The sequence below is a fragment of the Pseudomonas sp. MN1F genome (assembly GCF_009391885.1).
GTDB lineage: Bacteria > Pseudomonadota > Gammaproteobacteria > Pseudomonadales > Pseudomonadaceae > Aquipseudomonas.
The window spans coordinates 22,373-45,492 of record NZ_VZII01000037.1; the positions used below are offsets into that span (position 1 = coordinate 22,373).

Consider the following 23,120-nt stretch of genomic DNA (forward strand, 5'->3'; position numbering starts at 1 on the left):
GTCGCTCTCCAATAATTACAAGAATGGAGATCCACCATGGTTGCCTTGACCGGCGAAGTGGCGCGCGAGCGCGCCGACAGCCACATCAATGAACTGCTGTTGTACCGCCGCGTGGCCTGGCGCATCATGCCGCTGGCCATCATCTGCTTCCTGTTTTCCTACTTCGACCGCATCAACATCAGCTTCGCCAAGACCCAGATGCAGGCTGAACTGGGCCTGAGCGACGCGGCCTATGGCCTGGCCGCGAGCATGTTCTTCATCGGCTATGTGCTGTTCGAAGTACCGAGCAGCCTGGGCCTCAAACGCTACGGGGCGCCGGCCTGGATCTGCCGGATCATGGTGTCCTGGGGCCTGGCCACGGCGGCGCTGGTGTTCGCCTACACCCAGTACACGCTGTATTTCCTGCGCTTTCTGATCGGGGTGATGGAGGCCGGTTTCGGCCCGGCGATCCTGTTCTACCTGGCCTGCTGGTTCCCGCGCAAGCACCTGGCAAAGATGAACGGCCTGTGGTTCCTCGCCGTGCCCCTGGCTGGCGCGGTGGGTGGGCCGGCAGCGGGCTTCCTGCTGGGGACCATGGACGGCGTGCTGGGCCTGGCCGGCTGGCACTGGCTGTTCCTGATGTCGGGGTTGCCGTGTGTGCTGCTGGGCGTGCTGGTGCTGTGGAAGCTGGACCGCGACATCGAGTCGGCCCGCTGGCTGAGCCGCGAGGAAAAAGACCTGCTGGCGGAGAACCTGGCCCAGGACAGGCGCGTGCAGAAACCGGTGATGGGGTCGATCTGGCGGGTACTGCTGACCCGTGAAGTGGCGATCATGGCGTTCATCTACTACGTGGTGAAAACCGCGTCCTACGGCCTGAACTTCTGGATGCCGCACCTGATCAAGTCGTCCGGCGTGCAGGACATGCTGTGGGTCGGCATGCTGTCGGCACTGCCCTATGCGGTGGCCTGCATCGGCATGGTGCTGCTGACCCGGCACTCCGACCGCACCGGCGAACGCAAACGCTACCTGGTGTACTGCCTGCTGGCGTCGGCGCTGGGCTACCTGCTGGCCTGCCTGTTCGCGGACTCGTCCTGGGCGATGATGGCGGCGCTGGTGCTGGCCACGGCAGGCACCTTCATCGCCATCCCGATCTTCTGGACCATCCCCCAGTCGACCTTCTCGGGCCTGGCCATCGCCACCGGTACGGCGGCGATCAACTCGGTCGGCCAGTTGAGCGGCATCGTCGCGCCGGTGATGGTCGGCAAGATCAACGACCTCAGCGGCAGCAGCTACATGGGCATGCTGTCGATTGCCCCGCTGATCCTGATCGCCTGCCTGGTGGTGATGCGCTACGTCAAAAACCCCAAAGCCTGAACCCCAACGCTTTCCTACAAGAACAACAAGGCGTAACCATGAATATTTCCCTCTCCCGGCGGGCATCGCTGATGCTCGCGGCGCTTGGCTGCGCGTGCCAGGTGGCCCAAGCAGGCGTTGTCGACGAAAGCAAGGGCAGCCTGGAGCTGCGCAACTTCTACTTCGACCGCGATTTCCATGGCGATACCGCCACCCAGTCGCGGCGCGGCGAATGGGCCCAGGGCTTCATGCTCAAGTGGCAGTCCGGCTACACCGACGGGGTTGTCGGCTTTGGCCTGGATGCAGCCGGCATGCTGGGCATCAAGCTCGATTCTTCGCCCGACCGCAGTGGCACCGGGTTGTTGCCGCGCGGCAGCGACAAGCGCGCGGTGGACGACTATGGCAAGGCGGTCGCCACGTTCAAGGCGAAGCTGTCGCGCAGCGAATTGCAGGTCGGCGGGCTGAGCCCGCAGTTGCCGCTGCTGGCGTCGAACTACAGTCGGCTGTTCCCGCAGTGGTTCAACGGCGCGCAACTGGTCAGCAAGGATCTGGACGATTTCACCTTCACCGTGCTGCAGGTGGATGCGACCAAGCTGCGGGACTCCACCGATTTCGAAGACCTGACGGCGATGGCGCAACAGGGCGCCTATTCAGCGACGGTGAGCAGTGACCGCTTGTATTACGCCGGGGCGGATTACCAGCCACTGAAGAACCTGACCGTAAGCCTGCACACCAGCGAGCTCGAAGACCTGTTCCACCGTGATTTCGCGGGTTTCAAATACCGCGTTGCCGTTGGGCCGGGTGAGGCGTTCACCGAGTGGCGCTGGTTCAACGCCAGGGAACAGGGCAGGGCGTTGCTGGGGGAGGTGGACAACCGCACCTTGAGCACCAACGTTGGCTACAGCCTGCGCGGCCATACCTTCAGTGGTGGCTATCAGAAGGTCAGCGGCGATACCGCCTACGCCTATGTCGGCGGTACCGATACCTACCTGTTCAGCGAGCAACAGGTCAGCACCTTTGCCCTGGCCAACGAGCGTGCCTGGATGCTGCGCTACGACTACAACTTTGCCGCTTTGGGCATGCCTGGCCTGACCTTCAACGTGCGCTACGTGAAGGGTGATCAGGTCGACCCGCAGCGTATCGCCACGGCCAAGGGCAGGGCGCTCGAGGCACGGGGTGGTGAAGGCGAGGAGTGGGAGCGGACCACGGACATCACCTATGTGGTGCAGTCGGGGGCACTCAGGAACGTGTCGCTGCGCTGGCGCAATGCGAGCATGCGCTCGAACTTTGCCGATGCGGCGGACGAGAACCGGGTGATTGTTGGCTATAGCTTCGAATTCTAGGGTTTTGGCAGTTTTAAGGCGGGAGGCGTGTCAAGGTTCAGGATGTCGCAGGGTATGAAACCGGTTTCAAAAGATGTCCAAACCAGCTAGATTACGCGGCTTTTCCGGCCCCGGCCGGACACCAGATGGCGCAACCCAAGGCCGCCCCGATGCTGATGAGGACCCGAAATGCCTGAGCATGCCCCCGACAACCCGCGCCGGGACTTCCTGCGCAAGACCCTGACCCTGATCCCGGTGGTCACCGTGGCCAGTACCGGCCTGGGTGCCAGCCAGCTGCTGGCCGAGCCGGTGCGCGCCGAACCCTTACACCGCAAGGTGCCGGCCACGCCACCTGCAGGCAACTATCAGCCAACCTTCTTCAGCGCCGAAGAATGGGCCTTCGTGCAAGCGGCCGTGTCGCGCATCATCCCCGCCGACGAACTCGGCCCCGGCGCGCTGGAAGCTGGCGCCGCCGAGTTCATCGACCGCCAGATGAACACCCCGTATGCCACCGGCGCCCAGTGGTACATGCAGGGCCCGTTCAAGGCCGATGCAGCCCCGGAGCTCGGTTACCAGCTGCAACTCAGCCCGCAACAGATCTACCGCCTGGGCATCGCTGCCACGGAGGCCTGGTGCAAGAACGCCAGCGGTAAAACCTTTGCCGAGCAAGATAGCGCTACCCGAGACAAGATTCTCGGCAAGATCGAAGCCGGTGAGATCGTTTTCGAGCAGTTGCCGGCCAAGGTGTTCTTCAGCCTGCTGGTGCAGAACACCCGCGAAGGCTTCTTCTGCGACCCGATTCACGGTGGCAACAAGGGCATGGTCGGCTGGACGCAGATCGGCTTCCCGGGCGCCCGGGCAGATTTCATGGACTGGGTCGAACGCAACGAGCCGTACCCGTTCCCGGCAGTTTCGATACGTGGCGAGAGGGCGTAAGGCATGGCCAATACAATGAAGAAGGCTGACGTGGTGATCGTCGGTTTCGGCTGGGCCGGTGCGATCATGGCCAAGGAGCTCACCGAAGCCGGGCTGCAGGTGGTGGCGCTGGAGCGCGGCCCGATGCAGGACACCTACCCGGAGGGCAGCTACCCGCAGGTGATCGACGAACTGACCTACAGCGTGCGCAAGAAGCTGTTCGTCGATGTGTCGAAAGAGACCGTTACCATCCGCCATAGCGTCAACGATGTCGCGCTGCCCAACCGCCAGCTCGGTGCCTTCCTGCCGGGCAAGGGCGTCGGCGGCGCGGGCCTGCACTGGTCGGGCGTGCACTTTCGGGTCGACCCGATGGAACTGCGCATGCGCAGCCACTACGAGGAGCGCTACGGCAAGCGCTTCATCCCCGAAGACATGACCATCCAGGACTTCGGCGTCAGCTACGAGGAACTCGAGCCACACTTCGACTTTGCCGAGAAGGTGTTCGGCACCTCGGGCCAGGCCTGGACCGTCAATGGCAAACGGGTGGGTGAAGGGAAGGGCGGCAACCCCTACGCGCCTGACCGCTCCAACCCGTTCCCACTCCAAGCGCAAAAGAACGTGGTGTCGGCCAAGCTGTTCGAAAAGGCCGCCGCCAGCCTCGGCTACAAGCCCTACAACCTGCCGTCGGCCAACACCTCCGGGCCGTATACCAACCCGTACGGCGCGCAGATGGGGCCGTGCAACTTCTGCGGGTTCTGCAGCGGCTACGTCTGCTACATGTACTCCAAGGCCTCGCCGAACGTGAACATCCTGCCGGCGTTGCGCCAGGTGCCGAATTTCGAGCTGCGGGCCAACGCCCATGTGCTGCGGGTCAACCTGGACGACAGCAAGCGCAAGGCCACCGGCGTGACCTACATCGACGCCCAGGGCCGCGAAGTGGAGCAGCCGGCGGACATCGTCATCCTCGCCGCCTTCCAGTTCAACAACGTGCGCCTGATGCTACTGTCCGGCATCGGCAAGCCTTACGACCCGATCAACAACGAAGGGGTGGTCGGGCGCAACTTCGCCTACCAGAACATGGGCACGGTCAAGGCGTTTTTCGACAAGGACACCTACACCAACAACTTCATCGGTGCCGGCGGCAACGGCGTGGCCATCGACGACTTCAACGCCGACAACTTCGACCACGGCCCGCACGGTTTCGTCGGCGGCTCGCCGATGTGGGTCAACCAGGCCGGCAGCCGGCCGATCGCCGGGGTCGCCAACCCGCCCGGCACCCCGGCCTGGGGCAGCGCCTGGAAAAAGGCCACCGCCGACTACTACACCCACCAGGTCTCGATGGACGCCCACGGTGCGCACCAGTCGTACCGCGGCAACTACCTCGACCTCGACCCGACCTACCGCGATGCCTACGGCCAGCCGCTGCTGCGCATGACCTTCGACTGGCAGGAAAACGACATCAGGATGAACCAGTTCATGGTCGACAAGCTGAGCAAGATCGCCCAGGCGATGAACCCCAAGTCCATCGCCATCCTCGGCAAGAAGGTCAAGGAACACTTCAACACCGCCAGCTACCAGACCACCCACCTCAACGGTGGCGCGATCATGGGCAGCGACCCTAAGACGAGCGCACTTAACCGCTACCTGCAGAGCTGGGACGTGCACAACGTGTTCGTCCCCGGCGCTTCGGCATTCCCCCAGGGGCTGGGCTACAACCCCACTGGCCTGGTGGCGGCGCTGACCTACTGGTCGGCCCGGGCGATCCGCGAGCAATACCTGAAGAACCCCGGCCCGCTGGTCCAGGCTTGAGGAGCGATGAACATGAAGAACCTGTTGATCGCCACCCTGCTGCTGGGCGCCACGGCGGTAGCCCAGGCCGACGATGGCCTGGTGAAGAAGGGTGAATACCTGGCCCGTGCGGGTGACTGCGTGGCCTGCCATACCGCCAAGGGTGGCAAACCCTTTGCCGGCGGGCTGCCGATGGAAACCCCGATCGGTACCGTCTTCTCCACCAACATCACCCCGGATGCCAGTGGCATCGGCCAGTACAGCTTCGCCGACTTCGACCAGGCGGTGCGCAAAGGTATCGCCAAGGACGGCAGTACCTTGTACCCGGCCATGCCGTACCCGTCCTATGCGCGGGTCAGCGACGACGACATGCAGGCGCTGTATGCGTACTTCATGCAAGGCGTCGAACCGGTCGCGCAGCCCAACAAGCCGGCCGACATCCCCTGGCCGTTGAGCATGCGCTGGCCGCTGTCGATCTGGCGCGGGCTGTTCGCACCCGAGGCGAAAGCCTGGCAGGCGCCAGCTGGCGCCGACCCGGTGGTCAGCCGTGGCGCCTACCTGGTCGAAGGCTTGGGCCATTGTGGCGCCTGCCACACCCCGCGGGCCCTGACCCTGCAGGAAAAGGCCCTTAGCCCGGCCGATGGCGAGCAGTTCCTGGCCGGCAGTGCGCCGCTGGAGGGCTGGATCGCCAAGAACCTGCGGGGCGATTACAAGGACGGCCTGGGTAGCTGGAGCGAGGCGCAGTTGGCGCAGTTCCTCAAGACCGGCCGCAGTGACCGCAGCGCGGTGTTCGGTGGCATGAGCGATGTGGTCGAGCACAGCATGCAGCACATGAGCGATGCCGACCTGACGGCCATTGCCCGCTACCTGAAGACCTTGCCGCCGGGCAACCCGGACGACAAGCCACATCTGTATGACAAGCAGGTGGCCGATGCCTTGTGGCAGGGCGACGACAGCAAGCCAGGGGCGTCGGTGTACATCGACAACTGCGCGGCCTGCCACCGCACCGATGGCCACGGTTATACCCGGGTGTTCCCGGCGCTGGCGGGCAACCCGGTGGTGCAGACGGCGGATGCCACTTCGCTGATCCATGTGGTGCTGGCGGGCGGGACCGTGCCGGCGACGCACACGGCGCCGTCGAACTTCACCATGCCGGCGTTCGGCTGGCGCTTGAGCGACCAGGAAGTGGCGGATGTGGTGAACTTCATTCGCAGCAGCTGGGGGAACCAAGGCAGCGAGGTCAGCGCCACTGAGGTGAAACACCTCCGCTAACGGTATCGCCGTCACCCTGTAGAAGCGGGTTCACCCGCGAATGCGATGTTGGATTCGATGACGCATTCGCGGGTAAACCCACACATTTTTCTGCATCCTGTTCAACATTTATATCAATGGGTTAGGGCGCATACTTGTTGCCTTGTCTCATGCTCCCTGTGACACTCCCGACAAAAGGGAGGTTGACGAACGCGCAAGGTTTTGCTGTATTGAAACCGGTTTCATTCGCCGTCACCGACAACAATCACAAGGGACCCGCAATGACCGATTCACCCTCCAATCCCCGCGAGCGGGTGACCATCAGCGAAGTGGCACGTGTGGCCGGTGTGTCCAAGGCCACGGTCTCGCGCTACATCGGCGGCGATCGCCAGTTGCTGGCCGACGCCACCGCCAAGCGCCTGGAAGAGGTCATCGAGCGCCTGGGCTACCGGCCCAACCAGATGGCCCGCGGCCTCAAGCGGGGCCAGACGCGGCTGATCGGCATGCTCGTGGCCGACATTCTCAACCCCTATTCAGTGGCCGTGATGCATGGCGTGGAAACCGCCTGCCGCCAGCACGGCTACAGCCTGGTGGTGTGCAACACCAACCGCGACGACGAGCAGGAGCGCCACCACCTGACGGCCCTGCAGTCCTACAACGTCGAAGGGCTGATCGTGAACACTCTCGGCCGCCACCCCGGCGAACTGCTCAACCTGCAGCGCGACATCCCCATGGTGCTGGTCGACCGGCAACTGCCGGAGCTCAAGGTCGACCTGGTCGGCCTGGACAACGCCGATGCCATCGAGCAGGCCCTGGACCACCTGCAGGCACGGGGCTATCGCGACATTCTCGCCGTTACCGAACCGCTGGATGGCACCAGCTCGCGCCTGGAGCGGGTGCAAGCCTTTATCGCGTCGATCAGCAACCGTAACGGCATGCGCCAGCAACTGCTGGAGGTCGACGCCGGCCTGCCGGCCAAGCTCGGCGCCTTTCTGGCCAGCAAGGGCCATGGCCCGCAGGCGATCTTCACCTTCAACGGCGTGGCCACCTTGGCGGTCACCCGTGTACTGCATGATTCGGGCTGCAAGCTGTTCAGCGAAGTGGGCCTGATCGCCCTTGACGAACTCGACTGGTACCCCCTGGTCGGCAGCGGCATCACCGCACTGGCCCAGCCCACCGAGCGCATCGGCGTGGCTGCCTTCGAGTGCCTGCTCGAGCGCCTGCGCGGCAGCAATGATGCGCCTCGACGCATCGATTTCAAGGCACAGCTGATTACCCGAGGTTCCACTCAAGCACACGGATAACCCGCGGGCAGCCGGGCTGCCCGCATGCCTGCAAGCAAAAATGAAACCGGTTTCATAAGGACAACAACAATGCACGCGAACCCCGTTTCCATCAGTCTCTCCAGCTATGGCGCCAGCCTTGTGCGCCAGCGTGGCCAGGCGAGTTTCATCGACCTGCTGGCGGCCGCCGGCGTCAGCCGCATTGAATTGCGCGAAGAGTTGTTCGACGCAGCGCCCGACACTGCCGCGCTTTCGGCGGCGATCGCCGCCTCGGGGCTGGAGTGCCTGTATTCCTCGCCGTTGGAGCTGTGGACGGCGCAAGGCGCGCCAGCCCCGCAGTTGCCTGCCAAGCTGGCGCTGGCCAAGGCCTTGGGCGCCGTGGCGCTGAAGGTTTCACTTGGGCATTACCGTGAACAATGCGATGTCAGCGCCTTGCAGGCACTGCTGCGCGAGGGTGATCCTGTGCTGCTGGTGGAAAATGACCAGACCGCACAAGGCGGGCGCATCGAGCCGCTGCTGCGTTTCTTCCAGCATGCACAGGGCTGGGCGCTGCCGCTGGGCGTGACCTTCGACATTGGCAACTGGCAATGGCAGGGCGAGTCCGCGTTGCAGGCTGCGCGCCAGCTCGGTCGGTGGGTGCGCTACGTGCACTGCAAGGCTGTGCAGCAAGGTGCAGATGGCCGCTTGCACGCCGTGCCGCCGAAGGCTGTCGACCTGCTGGGCTGGGAGGCGCTGTTCGATGAGTTCAGCCCTGGGCTGGTGCGTGCGGTCGAGTACCCGCTGGTCGGCGATGACCTGCTGGCGGTGACCCGCGCCCACGTGCACAACCTGGCCAGGCTGGGGGTGAGCGAGGAGGTGAGCCATGCTTGAGCATGACGTGCTGTGTTTCGGCGAAACCATGGCCATGTTCGTCGCCGAGCAGACCGGTGACCTGGCCAGTGCTGGCACCTTCGGCAAACGCATCGCTGGCGCCGACAGTAACGTTGCCATCGGCCTGGCCCGGCTGGGTTTTCGCGTGCGCTGGCTGAGCCGGGTCGGTGATGACTCGCTGGGGCGTTTCGTGCTCGCCAGCTTGCGCCAGGAAGGCCTGGATTGCAGCCGTGTCGAAGTCGATGGCAGCCGGCCGACCGGCTTTCAGCTGAAAAGCCGCTGCGATGATGGCAGCGACCCGGTTGTGGAGTACTTCCGCAGCGACTCCGCCGCCAGCCGCCTTTCCACCGCGCTGCTCGACCCGGCATTGCTGCAGGCCCGCCACCTGCACGCCACGGGCATTCCGCCCGCGCTGTCGGCCAGCTGCCGGGCACTGTCCCATGCCCTGATCGATGGCATGCGCGAGGCCGGGCGCAGTATTTCCTTCGACCCGAACCTGCGCCCGTCGCTGTGGCCCGACCACACGAGCATGGTCCGCGAAATCAACGCCCTGGCCGTCAAGGCCCACTGGGTGCTGCCCGGCCTGGAGGAAGGCCGTTTGCTGACCGGCCAGCACACGCCTGCCGACATCGCTGCCTTCTACCTCGACCAAGGGGTGGAGCACGTGGTGATCAAGCTTGGCGATGCGGGTGCCTACTACCGCAATAGCCGTGGCTCGGGGCAGGTGGCCCCGGTGCCGGTGGCCAAGGTGGTGGACACCGTGGGTGCCGGCGATGCCTTCGCCGTTGGCGTGGTCAGCGCGCTGGTCGAAGGCCACCCGCTGGCTGACGCAGTGGCGCGCGGAAACTGGTGCGGCAGCCGCGCCGTGCAATCGCGCGGCGACATGGAAGGCCTGCCACAGCGCCATGAGCTGCAAGCGCACGAACTGCGCAGAAGTGCCTGAACCGCTGAACGCCGGCATGCCGGCCCTGTTGCGACAAGAACAACAAGCTCAGGAGAACGTTTCATGCAATCGACTCGCCTCGCACCACGCCGCTGGTGGTACATCATCCCGATCGTCTTCATCACCTACAGCCTGGCCTACCTGGACCGCGCCAACTACGGCTTTGCCGCAGCCTCGGGCATGGCCGACGACCTGAAGATCACGCCTGTGCTGTCCTCGCTGCTGGGGGCGCTGTTCTTCCTCGGCTATTTCTTCTTCCAGGTACCCGGTGCGATCTACGCCGAAAAACGCAGCGTGAAGAAACTGATTTTCGTCAGCCTGATCCTCTGGGGCGGCCTGGCGACCCTGACCGGGATGATCAGCAACGTGCACCTGCTGATCGCCATCCGCTTCCTGCTCGGCGTGGTGGAAGCGGCGGTGATGCCGGCCATGCTGGTGTACCTGTGCCACTGGTTCACCCGCGCCGAACGTTCGCGGGCCAACACCTTCCTGATGCTCGGCAACCCGGTGACCATCCTGTGGATGTCGGTAGTGTCGGGCTACCTGATCAAGCATTTCGACTGGCGCTGGATGTTCATCATCGAGGGCTTGCCGGCGGTGCTCTGGGCCTTCATCTGGTGGCGCCTGGTGGATGACCGGCCAGCCCAGGTGACGTGGCTGAGCGAACAGGAGAAGTCTGATCTGCAACAGGCCCTGGCTGCCGAGCAGCAAGGCATCAAGCCGGTGAAGAACTACCGCGAGGCTTTCCGCTCGCCACAGGTGATCGTGCTGTCGCTGCAGTACTTCTGCTGGAGCATCGGCGTGTATGGCTTTGTGCTGTGGCTGCCGTCGATTCTCAAGCAGGCGGCCAATGTCGATATCGTCGAGGCCGGCTGGCTGGCCTCGGTGCCGTACTTGGCGGCCGTGCTGGGCATGATCGGTGTGTCCTGGGCGTCGGACCGGCTGCAAAAGCGCAAGCGCTTCGTCTGGCCGCCGCTGCTGATCGCTGCCGTGGCGTTCTATGGCTCCTATGCCCTGGGCACCGAGCATTTCTGGTTGTCCTATGCGCTGCTGGTGATTGCCGGTGCGTGCATGTACGCACCTTACGGTCCGTTCTTCGCCATCGTGCCGGAGATTCTGCCGAGCAACGTGGCCGGTGGCGCCATGGCACTGATCAACAGCATGGGCGCGCTGGGTTCGTTCGGCGGTTCGTGGCTGGTGGGCTATCTGAATGGCGCTACCGGCGGCCCGGGCGCCTCGTACCTGTTCATGTCGGGGGCGCTGCTGAGCGCAGTCGCACTGACCGCCGTACTGAAAACTTCACAGACCTCAGGCCGGGCCAAGCGCGGCGGCCCACGCCTTGCCATGAGCCAATAGGAAGCAGCCATGAAGAAACGCATCGTCTTGTACAAACGCCTGTCCGACGCCTTGCTGGCAAAGCTGGAGGAACAGGTAGAAGTCACCTGGGTGGACACCGGCGCTGCGGATGGGCTGGCGCGCCTGCGCGATGCCTTGCCGGGGGCGCACGGCCTGCTGGGCGCCAGTTTGCGCCTGGGCAGTGAGCTGCTCGACCTTGCTCCACAGCTGGAGGTGATTTCCAGTGTGTCGGTGGGCGTCGACAACTACGACGTCGCCGACCTGACACGGCGCGGGGTGATGCTGACCAACACCCCTGACGTGCTCACCGAGACCACCGCAGATACCGGCTTCGCCCTGATCCTGGCCGCCGCGCGGCGGGTGGTTGAACTGGCCGATTGGGTACGTGAGGGGAAATGGCAGGCCAGCCTGGGACCGGCGCACTTCGGCACTGATGTGCACGGCAAGACCCTGGGCATCGTTGGCATGGGGCGTATTGGTGAAGCCTTGGCCCGGCGCGGCGCCGCCGGGTTTGGCATGCGTGTGCTGTACCACAGTTCGCGGGCCAGGCCTGAAGTGGAGGCCCGTCATGCGGCGCGTTACTGCAGCCTGGATGCGCTGTTGGCCGAGGCGGATTATGTATGCCTGACGGTGCCGCTCAGTGCCAGCACCGAGGGCCTGATCGGCGCCCGCGAGCTGGGCTTGATGAAGCCCGAGGCGATCCTGGTGAACATTGCCCGTGGGCGGGTGGTGGATGAAGCCGCGTTGATCGAAGCGCTGCAGCGCAAGCGGATTCGTGGGGCTGGGCTGGATGTGTTCGTGCAGGAGCCGCTGGCTGCCGATTCGCCGCTGTTGCAGCTCGACAATGTGGTGGCGACGCCGCATATCGGTTCAGCCACCCATGAGACGCGAGAGGCCATGGCACGCTGTGCGGTTGAAAACCTGTTAAGTGCCTTGGCAGGCCAGCGTCCGCCGAACCTGGTCAACCCCATATAACGGGAAGCACAAAGGTGATGTGGGCGCCGGGCTTGCCGGCACCCACAGGGTAAGCGCTTACTTGAAATCCCACTGCATCTGGGTCGCGATGCTGACCCCGCTGGACGACTTCACGCACACATCCAGGTAGTCGGTGAACCGCGGCGGCACGGCGATGCCTTCCTCAAGCAGGCGGCTGTTGTCGAACAGGTAGTTGAGGTCGGCAAAACCGCTGTACAGGCGCAGGGCGCGCAGTACCAGGCGCGGGTTGGCCGGGCCGATGCGCGCCTCGAAGTCCTGCGCCAGGCTCTTCAGGTCATCGACATCGACCTTGCGGTAGCGCTCGCCCACTGGCTCCGCGCCGTTGGCGTGGGCGAAGGCCTGGTCGATCTCGCCAAAGGTGCAGGCGGCCTGGTGGCCGGCGGAGATGTGGTACAGGTTATGCTCCAGGCGTGGCTTGAGGGTCAGGCCGATCAACGCCTCGGCGCAGTAATCGACCGGGATCACATCGATCTGCTCATCCAGCTCGCAGGTAAAGCTCTCCAGCGCAAAGCCCATGCGGAACACCCAGAAGATGCTCGCCGAGGCCTGGCAACCGAGGGTGCGGTGGCCAACCACGATGGACGGCCGCGCCACCACCAGCGGCAGTTGCGGCAGTTGCTCGCTCATGCGCCGTTCGATTTCGGCCTTCGATGCGGTGTAGTCGACCAGTTGCTGCTCGGCGGCCGGGAATTCCCAAGACTCGCTGATCGGCGACTCGCGTTGCGGCCCGCAGCTCATCGCCGTACCCACGTGCAGGAAGCGCTTGAGGCGCGTCGAGCGGCTCATCACCTCTGCGAAGGCGTAGGTGCCTTCGACATTGACCGGCCAGATGTTCGGGTTCTTCGAGAACGAGGCCACCGCCGCGCAGTTGATCACCCGGTCGATCTGCATCAACCGAGGTGTGGTTTCGGCCAGCCAGGTGGTGTCGAGGAAGTCGCCGCAAATGATCTGGTCGGCGCGCAGGGCCAGGCAGTCCTGCTCGTCAACACCGTGTTGGCGCAGGTTGTCGCGCAGGCGTTCCAGGCCTTGCTCACGGCTGTCGGCGCGCACCAGGAAACACAGGTTGGCGCTGCGGCCATTGGCGATCAATTGGGCCGTTACCGAGCCACCGAGAAAACCGGTGGCGCCGGTCAGCAGCAGATGTTCATGAAGGTCGAAGTTGATGTGTGGGGCAGGCGCGTTCATAAACTTCCTCTGAAAAGTTTATTGGCTGTCATCGAGGTTTGAGCTCGTGCCTAGAGCGCGCAGGGACTGGCGTTCAGCTCGGAGCGGGGGCGATTGTCAGGGCGTTGGGAGGGAAGTTGCAATTACGAAATGCCGGTTTCATATGAAACAAAAGTTAATGAAAGTATTAGCCCTCATTAATTAAATTATGCGCCATGCAAAGATGACACAGGCGGTGTTATCAATAAGTGAGATGAATGTGAAAAATACCTTCGGTGCCCTGACCTGACGCCTATCCTGTTGGGATTGGACGACGATCAGGAGCGGGCATGAATCGAAACGAGCTGCGCAAGGCGGACATCAACCTCATGGTGGTGTTCGAGGCCTTGATGCAAGAGCGCAACCTCACCCGCGCCGCCGAAAAGCTGTTTCTTGCGCAGCCTACGGTCAGCGCGGCCCTGGCCAGGCTGCGCACGATGTTCAACGACCCGCTGCTGATTCGCGTCGGCAACCGCATGGAGCCGTCTGCGCGGGCGGCGGAGGTGATCAAGCACCTTACCCCGGCGCTGGACGCAATGTCGGCGGCGCTGAGCCTGACCCATGACTTCGACCCGCCGACCAGCAAGATGACCTTCAGGATCGGCTTGTCCGATGACGTCGAGTCCGGGCTGTTGCCGCCGTTGCTGCGGGCACTGCGCACCGAGGCACCGCATGTGGTAGTGGTGGTGCAGCATGTCGACTACTGGCGTATCCCCGACCTGCTGGCGTCGGGGGATGTCACGGTGGGCATCAGCCAGACCCGCGGCCTGCCGGCCAATGCCAAACGTAAAGTATTACGTACCATGCAGGCGCGGGTGCTCAGGGCCGACAAGTCGGCGCAACCACTGACCCTGGAGGAGTTCTGCCAGCGCCCTCACGTGCAAATCTCGCCAACGGCCAATACTCAAGGCGTGGTCGATGACTGGCTGAAGGAAATCGGCCATACGCGCAATGTGGTGTTGTCGGTGCCCCAGTTCAGCTCGTTGCCGGCCATATTGGCCGACACCGATCTGCTTGCCTGCTGCCCGGACTACGCCGCCGAGGCCATGGCCAGCTGGGGCAACCTGCAGGCCGAAACCTTGCCGTTCGACACCGTGCCGCTGGAGCTGGCCATGGTCTGGCTGAGCACCACCGACAGCGACCCGGCCGAGCGCTGGCTGCGTGGGCGGCTGGAGTATTACATGAGTGGTAATCGTGAGATTCGGGCTGGGTAGGGGATTGATGCTGGCGGGCGCCTTTGGGTTTCTGGCGCCTATGAGATCGAGCGCCGCGTGGCGGCGCTCGATCTCATAGGCGCCCCATCACTCGGCCATCTGCAACTCCGGCAACTTCACCCGAAAGGCCTTGGTCAGCCCGAACAGGCAAAGCAGGCCAACGCCCATCCAGCTCAGGCCTATGGTGAAGGACATGCTCGACAGGCTGGTCCACAGCCAGATCGTGCTGAGGAAGCCAAGCGCCGGAATCGCACCGTACAGCAGGCCGTTGCGCATCCCTCGCAACTGCTGGTCCACCAGGTAATGCTTGACCACCGCCAGGTTCACTGCCGAGAAGGCAAACAGGGCGCCGAAGCTGATCATGTTGGCCACGGTATCCAGGGTGATGAACAGCGCCACCAACGACAGCAGGCTGACCAGCACAATCGCCGTCGCCGGCACGCGTTTTTTCGTCACCAGCTGGCCAAACACCCTCGGCAGCGCGCCATCGCGGCCCATGGCGAACAGCACCCGCGACACGCTGGCCTGGGACACCATCGCCGAGGCGAAGCAGCCGGCCACATAGGTCGCGGTAAAGGCGGTCACCAGGTATTCGCCCCCCACCCGTCGCATCACGTCCACCGAAGCCGAGTCCGGGTCGGCGAAGCTGGCCCAGTCGGGGAACACCATCTGTGCGAAGTAAGACACCACCAGGAACAGCAAGCCACCGATCAGCGACACCGCCATGATCGCCTGGGGAATACGCCGGGTCGGGTTGCTGGTTTCTTCGGCCATGGTCGACACCGCATCAAAACCGAGGAACGACAGGCACAGTACCGCCGCCCCGGTCATGATCAGCGGCACGCTGAAGCCTTCGTGGTGGAACGGCGCCAGCAGCGATACCGGCGCGGCCTGGCCGCTCATGTGGCGTACCGACAGCGCAACGAACACCACGATGAACACCAGCTGTGCCACCACCAGGATCCAGTTGACCCGGGTGATCGACTCGATGCCGATCAGGTTGAGGAAGGTCACCAGGGCAATCGACCCGGCCACCCACACCCAGGCATGGATGGCCGGGAAGTACTCGGACATGTAGATGCCGATCAGCAGGTAACTGAGCAGCGGCAGGAAGATGTAGTCGAGCAGCAAGGTCCAGCCGGCGATGAAGCCGAAGTGGCTGCCGAAAGCCTTGCGCGTGTAGGTGTAGACGGAACCGGAGTAGGGATGGGCCTGGACCATGCGGCCGTAGCTGTAGGCGGTCAGCAGCATGGCGGCCAGGGTGAGGAGGTAGGCGATGGGCAGGTGGCCCTTGGTCATCTGGGTGACCAGCCCGTAGGTGGTGAAGACGGCAAGCGGAACCATGTAGGCGAGGCCGAACAGCACCAGCGCGGTCATGCCCATGGACTTTCTGAAACGACCTGAAGTGTTGCTGGGTGACGCAGGTTGGTGGGGATGGGGCTGGGCTGTATTTGTTGTTGTATGCATTGCTAACTCCTGAAATGGGATGCAGGAAGCTGCAGTAGGCGAGCGGGCTCGCTACTGGTAAGGGCGTTTGAATAGAGGCGTGGCATGGGGTGGGGCGGCTCGAATGCTCCCACACTCGGGGAGGCCTCGAAATCACCCTTTGGGGGGAGCATTCTGCGCCCGTCGCGTAAACCCTGGCGCCCGCTGCTGGCGAGTATTTTCCTCTGCAAGGGGCAGCAAAAAGCTGGTTTCGCCGGGCCTGCGGCTGGGCCAAGAATGTTGCCCAGACCCATAACAATCGGACCGCAGGGACGGTCGTCAGGAGTGTGTATGTACGATCTCGGATACTGGCAACAGCGCGCGGCAGGCCTGAACTTGCGCGACAAGGCTTTGATCGGCGGCCGCCAGCTGGGTGCCGCCAGCGGGGCAACGTTCGACGCCATCAACCCGGCAACCCATCAGGTGCTCGCCCGTGTCGCTGCCTGTGACCAGGCCGATGTCGACCTGGCCGTCAGCACGGCGCGCAAGGCGTTCGAGCAAGGGCCGTGGCCGCGCATGGCACCCGTTGAGCGCAAGAAGGTGTTGCTGCGCCTGGCCGAGCTGATCATGGCCCACCGCGAAGAACTGGCGCTGCTGGACTCGCTGAACATGGGCAAGCCGGTCATGGATGCCTATAACATCGACGTGCCAGGTTCGGCCCACGTCTTCGCCTGGTACGGCGAGGCGCTCGACAAGCTCTATGACCAGGTCGCTCCGACCGCCGCCAATGCCTTGGCCACCATCACCCGCGAAGCGCTGGGCGTGGTTGCTGCGGTGGTGCCGTGGAACTTCCCGCTCGACATGGCGGCCTGGAAGCTCGCCCCGGCATTGGCGGCGGGCAACAGCGTGGTCCTCAAGCCCGCCGAGCAATCACCGTTCTCGGCCTTGCGCCTGGCCGAGCTGGCGCTGGAAGCTGGCGTGCCGGAAGGTGTGCTCAACGTGGTCCCGGGCCTTGGCGAAACGGCAGGCCGTGCGCTGGGCCTGCACCCTGACGTCGATTGCCTGGTGTTCACCGGCTCCACCCAGGTCGGCAAGTACTTCATGCAGTACTCGGCACAGTCCAACCTCAAGCAAGTGTGGCTGGAATGCGGTGGCAAAAGCCCGAACCTGGTATTTGCCGACTGCCAGGACCTGGACCTGGCGGCCGAAAAGGCTGCCTTTGGCATTTTCTTCAACCAGGGCGAAGTGTGCTCGGCCAACTCGCGGCTGTATGTGCAGCGTTCGATCCATGACGAATTCATCGAACGCCTGCAGGCCAAGGCCCGCCAGTGGCAGCCAGGCAACCCGCTGGACCCGGCCAGCCGTGCCGGTGCCATCGTCGATGCCGAGCAGGCCACGCGCATTACCCGAGCCATCGGCCAGGCCGTTGATGAAGGTGCGCGGCTGGTCTGTGGCGGGCAACGCCTGACCATCGGGGCCTCGGACAACTATATCGAGCCGACCATCTTCGCCGGCGTCGACAAGCGCATGAGCCTGGCCCGGGACGAGGTCTTCGGCCCTGTGTTGGCGGTCAGTGCGTTCGATACCGAAGAGCAGGCAATCAGCCTGGCTAATGACAGCGTCTACGGCCTGGCGGCGTCGGTGTGGAGCGATGACCTGAACCGGGCGCACCGGGTTGCCCGTGCGCTCAAGGCGGGTACGGTGTCGGTGAACACGGTCGATGCGCTGGATGTGACCGTGCCGTTTGGCGGTGGCAAGCAGTCCGGGTTCGGTCGCGACCTGTCGTTGCATTCGTTCGACAAGTACTCGCAGTTGAAGACGACCTGGTATCAGCTGCGCGGCTGATAAAATGCAAGGGCCACGGGGGCGAGCATGGCCTGATGGATTGCTGCATCATGGCAAGCTCGGCCATCCACTTACCCAGGAGACTGCGATGATCAAGCCCGGCGAGCAACTGCCCGACATTACCCTTTACGAATACAGTAACGGCGAGGGCGCCTGCCCGATCGGCCCGAACGCGTTCTCGGTGGGTGAGCGCTGCAAGCAGAAGAAAGTGGTGATCTTCGGTTTGCCCGGCGCGTTCACGCCCACCTGTTCCGAGCGTCACGTCCCGGGTTATGTCGCAGCGGCAGCAGAGCTGTTCGCGGCCGGCGTTGACGAGATTCTCTGTGTTTCGGTGAACGATGCCTTCGTCATGAACGCCTGGGGCAACAGCCTGCAGGTGGGCGACGCGGTGAAGATGATCGGCGACGGCAATGGCGAATTCAGCGAGGCGCTGGGGCTGATCCAGGACCTCTCGGCCCGTGGCCTGGGATGGCGTTCGCAGCGCTATGCCATGCTGGTTGACGACGGTGTGGTCAAGCATATTGCGGTAGAGGCGCCTGGCAAGTTTGAAGTCAGTGATGCAGCGAGCATGCTGGCTGTGGTGCGCTGATGGGTGCCTGGCCCGCAATACACATCTGACCCTGTGATGATTCGAGGGGTGGAGTACAAATGTGCTCCAGCCTGGAATCCTTGGCATGAAGGCCTTTTGATATCGCCCTGCGCTGGCCAAATTCTTTAGGGTTGGTCGACCTCGTCGAGCCGACAAGCGAGACCGTGGCCCGCTTTCAGTGCATCATGTTCATCTCGGTATCCAGACCCGCTTCCACGCAGTATTGAACATGAAACGTCCGCTATTTGTTGCGCTAGATGGCCCCAAGGGCACCGGCAAGACCACGCTGCTGGAGGCCATTACCCAGGCCCTGAGGGCAGACAACCGCAAAGTGATCCGGCTTTGCGAGAAAAAAAGCGACCCCTTCAGGGGCGAAACCATGGCGCTGGTCAACCAGCTCGTGAGAAACCCCTGCAAGGACCTGGAATTGAAGGTCTGTGCGCGGCTGGCCGATAGCCGTGCGTGGATTTCCCAAAACGTACTGCCCAGGCAACCTGCGGACAGCATCATCCTGATCGATCGCTGGTACCCCTCCGATGCCGCGTTTCGCCGCACAGTGCCGTTTGCCGAGATTTTGCGAATGAACCGCGAGCGCAATGTGCAAGTGCCGGACCTGCATGTTGGCGTGGTCACCTCGCCCGATACCTCGTGGGCGAGGGCGGCGGCACGCACGCGTGGGCTGGGTAGTACGGTGATTCACAAGCTGGATGAGCAGGTCGCCTGTACCGAAGCGTTCGAGCGGGCGGTGGCGGATCACGGCTGGGTGCTGTGCCGTAATGAAGGCACGATCGCGCAGGCGACGAGCCAGGTGGTTGCCGAGATCCAGCGCGTGCTTGAGGTTCTGTGCCCGCTAAAATGACGTTGTAATCATTGATGTGCGAGATGAGATCATGGCGCAAACCGACGTTCTCATTGTGGGCGCCGGCCCGACCGGGCTGGCTCTGGCACTTTGGCTCACCCGGCAGGGCATTGCGGTAAGGGTCGTCGACAAGAGTGCTGGCCCGGGCGAAGCGTCCCGCGCCATGGCTGTCCAAGCCCGCACGCTGGAGCTCTATCGCCAGCTCGATCTGGCCGAGGCGGTGATAGACGCCGGCTATAAAACCCCTGCCATGAACATGTGGGCGCGAGGCCGCCGCAGGGCGCGCATCCCGTTGAAGGATGCAGGCGCTGAAATCTCTCCTTACCCCTTTGTGTTGATCTATCCCCAGGATCGCCATGAGCGCTTGCTGGGGCAACAGCTGCATGCACTTGGCGTGGACGTGGAGTGGCAGACCGAACTGATAGCCTTTGAGGAGGGGGAAAGCCATGTCACGGCCACCCTGAAGCAGGCTGACGGGCGGGAAGGGGCATGCACTGCGGCTTACCTGGCCGGCTGCGATGGTGCTCATTCCCTCGTTCGGCATGCCATCGGCAGCGGTTTCGAGGGCGGCACTTATAAACAGCTTTTCTATGTTGCAGATGTCAGGGTAGCGGGCGTCGAACCTGCGGGTGAGGCACACGTGGCTTTTGACAAGTCCGACTTTGTGCTGCTTCTGTGCTATGGCGAAAAGGATCAATACCGCCTGATCGGTACCGTGCGAGACGAACGTGCCGAGCACCCTGAGCACCTGACGTTCGCGGACGTTGGCCATGATGCCATCAACGGCTTGAACCTCCAGACTACCGAGGTGAACTGGTTTTCCAGCTACCGCGTTCATCACCGCGTCACGGATCATTTCCGCCGTGGCAGAGTGTTTCTGCTCGGCGATGCTGCGCATGTTCACAGCCCGGCAGGCGGGCAGGGGATGAACACCGGGATACTCGACGCGAACAACCTGGCCTGGAAGTTGGCTGCGGTGATCAAAGGCCACTCGCCCGATACCCTGCTCGACAGCTATCCGATCGAACGTCAGGCATTTGCCCGCAAGTTGGTGGATACAACCGACAAACTGTTCAGCTTCGTTACCGCCCAGGGTGGCTTCGCTGATTTCGTGCGCACGCGCATCGCGCCGGTCATCGCCAGCGTTGCCTACAAGCGCGAGAGCGTCCGTGAATACCTGTTCCGCGTGGTTTCGCAAACCACCCTTGATTACCGTGGTAGCCCGCTGAGTCAAGGCAGGGCTGGTGCGGTTCAAGGCGGTGACCGTCTACCGTGGCTGCCCGGGGCGGTTGCCGATAACTACGAACCACTGAGCGCCATTGAGTGGCAAGTGCATGTGTACGGCGAAGCCAAACCAGAGCTGGCCCAATGGTGCAGGGAGCAGGGGATTTCACTGCATGTTTTCGCTTGGGAGCCTGTGTGTGAGCGGGCCGGCGTGGCCAGGCATGCTGCTTATCTATTGCGGCCAGATACTTATGTCGCAGTGGCTGAGCCTGAGGGGAATGCATCTGCCTTGAGCCGATATTTTGAAAAGCAAGGCGTTGTGTTGCCAACGGCCTGAGTCTTGGAACAGGAATTGCTGCAGCCTGCAAAACACCACAAAGTGGGTAATACGGCAATGTTCTTTGAAGACCACTGTTTCATGTTTCTGGTCGCCGTCGCCGTGCTTGTCGTGGATGCAGTGGCCATCGTCATGTATCTGCATGACAGCCCGCGGCGCATTGGGTTGGGCATGCAGCACCCATTATTGGGGAAGTGGGTGTTGTGTAGTCCTGGCGGGCAAGGAGGAACGGGAGGCAAAGCCAGAAGCACAGTCAGTGCTCATGGCTGTGGGCGCGAATGGTCAGCGCAGCCGGCACCCTGGTGTTAATTCAAGGTGCTCCCGTCAGCCAGGAAAATCCTGAGCGCCTCGTGCGACATTGGCCTGGCAAAGTAATACCCTTGGAAAATATCGCATCGACCGCTTTCCAGGAAGTCCACCTGAGGTGCAGTTTCCACACCTTCCGCGACCACGGACAGGCCGAGATGGTGGGCCATCGAAATTATCCCTTGAGTGATGGCAGCATCGTGTGGGTTGGTCGAAATATCCTGGATGAAGGAGCGATCGATCTTGATCTTGTCTATTGGCAAGCGCTTGAGATAACTGAGGCTGGAAAATCCCGTACCGAAATCATCCAGCGCAATGCGTACACCCAGGTTTTTTAAACGGTGCAATGTTGCAATTGCGTGTTCAACGTTATGCAGCAAGAGTGACTCGGTTATCTCCAACTCCAACTGCCCGGCGCTAAGCCCATGTTTGCTCAACACTGCCTGGATACATTCAACGAACTGACCGCGCTGGAAATGCATCGGCGAAATATTGACCGCCATCGAGATGTCGGTGAAGCCCTGATCACACAAGTTTCGCAACTGCGCGCAAGCCGTTTCGAGCACCCAAAGGCTCAGAGGGACGATCTGACCACTGTCTTCGGCCACCGGCACAAATACCGCAGGGGAGATGAACCCCCTGACCGGATGCTCCCAGCGCAACAACGCTTCGATCCCGACCACACGCCCAGTGCGCGCCTCGATCTGCGGTTGGTAATGCAGGCTGAACGACCGGGTCTCGAGCGCTTTCTGCAGGTCGTTGCGCAGGCTTCTGTGCTCGCAGACCCGCTGGTTCAGATCGCTGGTGTACCACTCAAAGTTGTTGCGGCCTTGTTGCTTGGCTTTATACATGGCCATGTCAGCCTGCTGGATAAGCTGCATCGGCTGCCCGATGTGACCGTCGCTTAGCGTGATACCGATACTTGCACTGACGTGCAGGTCGATGCCATGGATGCAATAGGGTTTGCCAATGCTGGCCAGCAGTCGCTCGGCCACCGGGACAACGTCTTCGTCACACAGCAGGTCCGTCAGCAAAACGACAAACTCATCGCCGCCCATACGCACGACGGTATCAGTCGGACGAACCTGCTGGGTCATGCGCTGCGCCACCTCGATCAGCACCTGATCGCCGAAGTAGTGCCCGATGGAGTCGTTGATGGATTTGAATCCATCCAGGTCGATGTACATGACCGCCAGGTGGCACTTACGTTGACGGCTGCTGCGACACTCCAGCCCAAGACGGCCCTCCAGGGACAGGCGGTTAAGCAAGCCGGTCAGCCTGTCATGGTTGGCATTGATGCTCAATTGGCGCTCGTAATAGGTGAACAATGAGCGAAAGCGTTGTTCGCTTTCCTCCAGGCGTTGGCCGTCACGCTCATGCCGGATCGCTATGGCAGCCAGCCGCGCCGCGCAGGTCAAGCGCTCGATCTGCGCCTCGCTTGGCACAACCGCCTGGTCCTGGTAAAGCGCAAATGTCCCAAGAACGCAGCCCTGATGCGAGAGTAATGGCAACGACCAGCAGGAGCGCAGATTGTAACCTAGCGCCAGACTGCGAAAACGCTCCCAGCTCGGATCGCGGGCTATATCTGCGGTGACCACCAGCTCGCGCCGGAATGCCGCCGTGCCACACGTGCCTTCCCGAGGACCGATGGGCATGCCATGGATCGCCTCGCTGTAGGCCGGTGGCAGGCCAGGCGCGGCACCCTTCAGCAAATGCTTGCCTTGCGCATCGGTCAGCAGTACCGAACACAGCGTGCCGGGATCCTGGGCGTCGATCATCAAGCAGATGGCGGTGAGGATGTCGTGCAGTTGATGATTGGTCGCGATCATACCGAGTATGTCGCGTTGAGACTCGGGAAGCGCCATGCTGTGAGAGCTCGTGCAGGAGGTGTTCATGGGGGATTGCTGAGTACAGGCGAGGCCTTCCGGTTGCCTGAGCGTCTCGAGCAGTGAGTGCCCGGGCGCAGTCCGATCGCACCCCGATCGCGAGATCTTATAAAGCAGTGGGCCTGCCACGAAAAAGACTCAGGTGATCGATAAAAGAACGTATCAGATGGAGCGCA

General features: G+C 62.9%; 18 protein-coding genes. 15 read left to right on the forward strand and 3 right to left on the reverse strand.

The window, feature by feature from the left end; genetic code table 11:
* Positions 1-36: 36 nt before the first annotated feature.
* The 10 genes from F6X59_RS17970 to F6X59_RS18015 all read left to right on the forward strand — a co-directional run bounded on the left by F6X59_RS17970 (position 37) and on the right by F6X59_RS18015 (position 12,035).
* A complete protein-coding gene (locus tag F6X59_RS17970) occupies positions 37-1,353 on the forward strand; it encodes an MFS transporter (RefSeq protein ID WP_152957373.1) in 1,317 nt (438 codons plus the stop codon).
* Positions 1,354-1,391: 38 nt separating this feature from the next.
* Entirely contained in the window at positions 1,392-2,675 is a 1,284-nt protein-coding gene (locus F6X59_RS17975) for an OprD family porin (protein ID WP_152957374.1), read from the forward strand.
* A 168-nt stretch (positions 2,676-2,843) separates the two neighbouring features.
* Positions 2,844-3,590: a gluconate 2-dehydrogenase subunit 3 family protein gene (locus F6X59_RS17980; protein WP_152957375.1), complete on the forward strand. Its 747-nt coding sequence runs from the start codon at positions 2,844-2,846 to the stop codon at positions 3,588-3,590.
* A gap of 3 nt (positions 3,591-3,593) precedes the next feature.
* Complete coding sequence (locus tag F6X59_RS17985; protein ID WP_152957376.1) at positions 3,594-5,378, forward strand: GMC family oxidoreductase; 1,785 nt, start codon at positions 3,594-3,596, stop codon at positions 5,376-5,378.
* Positions 5,379-5,390: 12 nt separating this feature from the next.
* Positions 5,391-6,629 carry a cytochrome c gene (locus F6X59_RS17990; protein ID WP_152957377.1) on the forward strand — a complete coding sequence of 413 codons (1,239 nt, stop codon included), beginning with the start codon at positions 5,391-5,393 and terminating at the stop codon, positions 6,627-6,629.
* A 260-nt stretch (positions 6,630-6,889) separates the two neighbouring features.
* Complete coding sequence (locus tag F6X59_RS17995; protein ID WP_152957378.1) at positions 6,890-7,912, forward strand: LacI family DNA-binding transcriptional regulator; 1,023 nt, start codon at positions 6,890-6,892, stop codon at positions 7,910-7,912.
* A gap of 69 nt (positions 7,913-7,981) precedes the next feature.
* Positions 7,982-8,761 carry a TIM barrel protein gene (locus tag F6X59_RS18000; RefSeq protein WP_152957379.1) on the forward strand — a complete coding sequence of 260 codons (780 nt, stop codon included), beginning with the start codon at positions 7,982-7,984 and terminating at the stop codon, positions 8,759-8,761.
* The gene (locus F6X59_RS18005) at positions 8,754-9,704 is read left to right on the forward strand and encodes a sugar kinase (RefSeq protein WP_152957380.1); all 951 of its coding nucleotides are present in this window, start codon (positions 8,754-8,756) and stop codon (positions 9,702-9,704) included. The genes F6X59_RS18000 and F6X59_RS18005 overlap by 8 nt, the downstream gene beginning before the upstream one ends.
* Before the next feature lie 63 nt (positions 9,705-9,767).
* Entirely contained in the window at positions 9,768-11,060 is a 1,293-nt protein-coding gene (locus tag F6X59_RS18010; protein ID WP_152957381.1) for an MFS transporter, read from the forward strand.
* A gap of 9 nt (positions 11,061-11,069) precedes the next feature.
* Positions 11,070-12,035 carry a D-glycerate dehydrogenase gene (locus F6X59_RS18015; RefSeq protein ID WP_152957382.1) on the forward strand — a complete coding sequence of 322 codons (966 nt, stop codon included), beginning with the start codon at positions 11,070-11,072 and terminating at the stop codon, positions 12,033-12,035.
* Positions 12,036-12,092: 57 nt separating this feature from the next.
* Here F6X59_RS18015 and cprA read toward each other — a convergent pair whose 3' ends face one another.
* Complete coding sequence (gene cprA / locus F6X59_RS18020; protein WP_152957383.1) at positions 12,093-13,241, reverse strand: cationic peptide resistance protein CprA; 1,149 nt, start codon at positions 13,239-13,241, stop codon at positions 12,093-12,095.
* Positions 13,242-13,549: 308 nt separating this feature from the next.
* Between cprA and F6X59_RS18025 the strand changes: the two genes are divergently transcribed.
* On the forward strand, positions 13,550-14,473 hold the full coding sequence (locus F6X59_RS18025) for a LysR substrate-binding domain-containing protein (protein ID WP_152957384.1): 924 nt from the start codon (positions 13,550-13,552) through the stop codon (positions 14,471-14,473).
* An 87-nt stretch (positions 14,474-14,560) separates the two neighbouring features.
* On the opposite strand, the gene F6X59_RS18030 is transcribed toward F6X59_RS18025, so the two are convergent.
* Positions 14,561-15,940, reverse strand: coding sequence for an APC family permease (locus tag F6X59_RS18030; RefSeq protein WP_152957385.1), 1,380 nt, complete (start codon positions 15,938-15,940; stop codon positions 14,561-14,563).
* Between the two features lie 309 nt (positions 15,941-16,249).
* On the opposite strand from F6X59_RS18030, the gene F6X59_RS18035 reads away from it, so the two are divergent.
* From F6X59_RS18035 to F6X59_RS18050, 4 genes are all read left to right on the forward strand, one after another.
* Complete coding sequence (locus tag F6X59_RS18035) at positions 16,250-17,743, forward strand: aldehyde dehydrogenase (protein WP_152957386.1); 1,494 nt, start codon at positions 16,250-16,252, stop codon at positions 17,741-17,743.
* A gap of 88 nt (positions 17,744-17,831) precedes the next feature.
* Positions 17,832-18,332 (forward strand): peroxiredoxin, encoded by a 501-nt coding sequence (locus tag F6X59_RS18040; RefSeq protein ID WP_152957387.1) that lies wholly within the window; start codon positions 17,832-17,834, stop codon positions 18,330-18,332.
* Positions 18,333-18,561: 229 nt separating this feature from the next.
* Positions 18,562-19,191, forward strand: a complete 630-nt coding sequence (locus F6X59_RS18045) for a dTMP kinase (RefSeq protein ID WP_152957388.1) — start codon at positions 18,562-18,564, stop codon at positions 19,189-19,191.
* Positions 19,192-19,222: 31 nt separating this feature from the next.
* Entirely contained in the window at positions 19,223-20,752 is a 1,530-nt protein-coding gene (locus tag F6X59_RS18050) for an FAD-dependent oxidoreductase (RefSeq protein ID WP_152957389.1), read from the forward strand.
* Positions 20,753-21,057: 305 nt separating this feature from the next.
* On the opposite strand, the gene F6X59_RS18055 is transcribed toward F6X59_RS18050, so the two are convergent.
* Positions 21,058-22,953 (reverse strand): bifunctional diguanylate cyclase/phosphodiesterase, encoded by a 1,896-nt coding sequence (locus F6X59_RS18055; protein WP_152957390.1) that lies wholly within the window; start codon positions 22,951-22,953, stop codon positions 21,058-21,060.
* Positions 22,954-23,120 lie beyond the last annotated feature (167 nt).

Excerpts from the sequence above, each read along its gene's own strand:
- F6X59_RS17970 (WP_152957373.1), top strand. The coding sequence starts at position 37 with ATGGTTGCCTTGACCGGCGAAGTGGCGCGCGAGCGCGCCGACAGCCAC.
- F6X59_RS17975 (WP_152957374.1), top strand. The coding sequence starts at position 1,392 with ATGAATATTTCCCTCTCCCGGCGGGCATCGCTGATGCTCGCGGCGCTT.
- F6X59_RS17980 (WP_152957375.1), top strand. The coding sequence starts at position 2,844 with ATGCCTGAGCATGCCCCCGACAACCCGCGCCGGGACTTCCTGCGCAAG.
- F6X59_RS17985 (WP_152957376.1), top strand. The coding sequence starts at position 3,594 with ATGGCCAATACAATGAAGAAGGCTGACGTGGTGATCGTCGGTTTCGGC.
- F6X59_RS17990 (WP_152957377.1), top strand. The coding sequence starts at position 5,391 with ATGAAGAACCTGTTGATCGCCACCCTGCTGCTGGGCGCCACGGCGGTA.
- F6X59_RS17995 (WP_152957378.1), top strand. The coding sequence starts at position 6,890 with ATGACCGATTCACCCTCCAATCCCCGCGAGCGGGTGACCATCAGCGAA.
- F6X59_RS18000 (WP_152957379.1), top strand. The coding sequence starts at position 7,982 with ATGCACGCGAACCCCGTTTCCATCAGTCTCTCCAGCTATGGCGCCAGC.
- F6X59_RS18005 (WP_152957380.1), top strand. The coding sequence starts at position 8,754 with ATGCTTGAGCATGACGTGCTGTGTTTCGGCGAAACCATGGCCATGTTC.
- F6X59_RS18010 (WP_152957381.1), top strand. The coding sequence starts at position 9,768 with ATGCAATCGACTCGCCTCGCACCACGCCGCTGGTGGTACATCATCCCG.
- F6X59_RS18015 (WP_152957382.1), top strand. The coding sequence starts at position 11,070 with ATGAAGAAACGCATCGTCTTGTACAAACGCCTGTCCGACGCCTTGCTG.
- cprA (WP_152957383.1), bottom strand. The coding sequence starts at position 13,241 with ATGAACGCGCCTGCCCCACACATCAACTTCGACCTTCATGAACATCTG.
- F6X59_RS18025 (WP_152957384.1), top strand. The coding sequence starts at position 13,550 with ATGAATCGAAACGAGCTGCGCAAGGCGGACATCAACCTCATGGTGGTG.
- F6X59_RS18030 (WP_152957385.1), bottom strand. The coding sequence starts at position 15,940 with ATGCATACAACAACAAATACAGCCCAGCCCCATCCCCACCAACCTGCG.
- F6X59_RS18035 (WP_152957386.1), top strand. The coding sequence starts at position 16,250 with ATGTACGATCTCGGATACTGGCAACAGCGCGCGGCAGGCCTGAACTTG.
- F6X59_RS18040 (WP_152957387.1), top strand. The coding sequence starts at position 17,832 with ATGATCAAGCCCGGCGAGCAACTGCCCGACATTACCCTTTACGAATAC.
- F6X59_RS18045 (WP_152957388.1), top strand. The coding sequence starts at position 18,562 with ATGAAACGTCCGCTATTTGTTGCGCTAGATGGCCCCAAGGGCACCGGC.
- F6X59_RS18050 (WP_152957389.1), top strand. The coding sequence starts at position 19,223 with ATGGCGCAAACCGACGTTCTCATTGTGGGCGCCGGCCCGACCGGGCTG.
- F6X59_RS18055 (WP_152957390.1), bottom strand. The coding sequence starts at position 22,953 with ATGAACACCTCCTGCACGAGCTCTCACAGCATGGCGCTTCCCGAGTCT.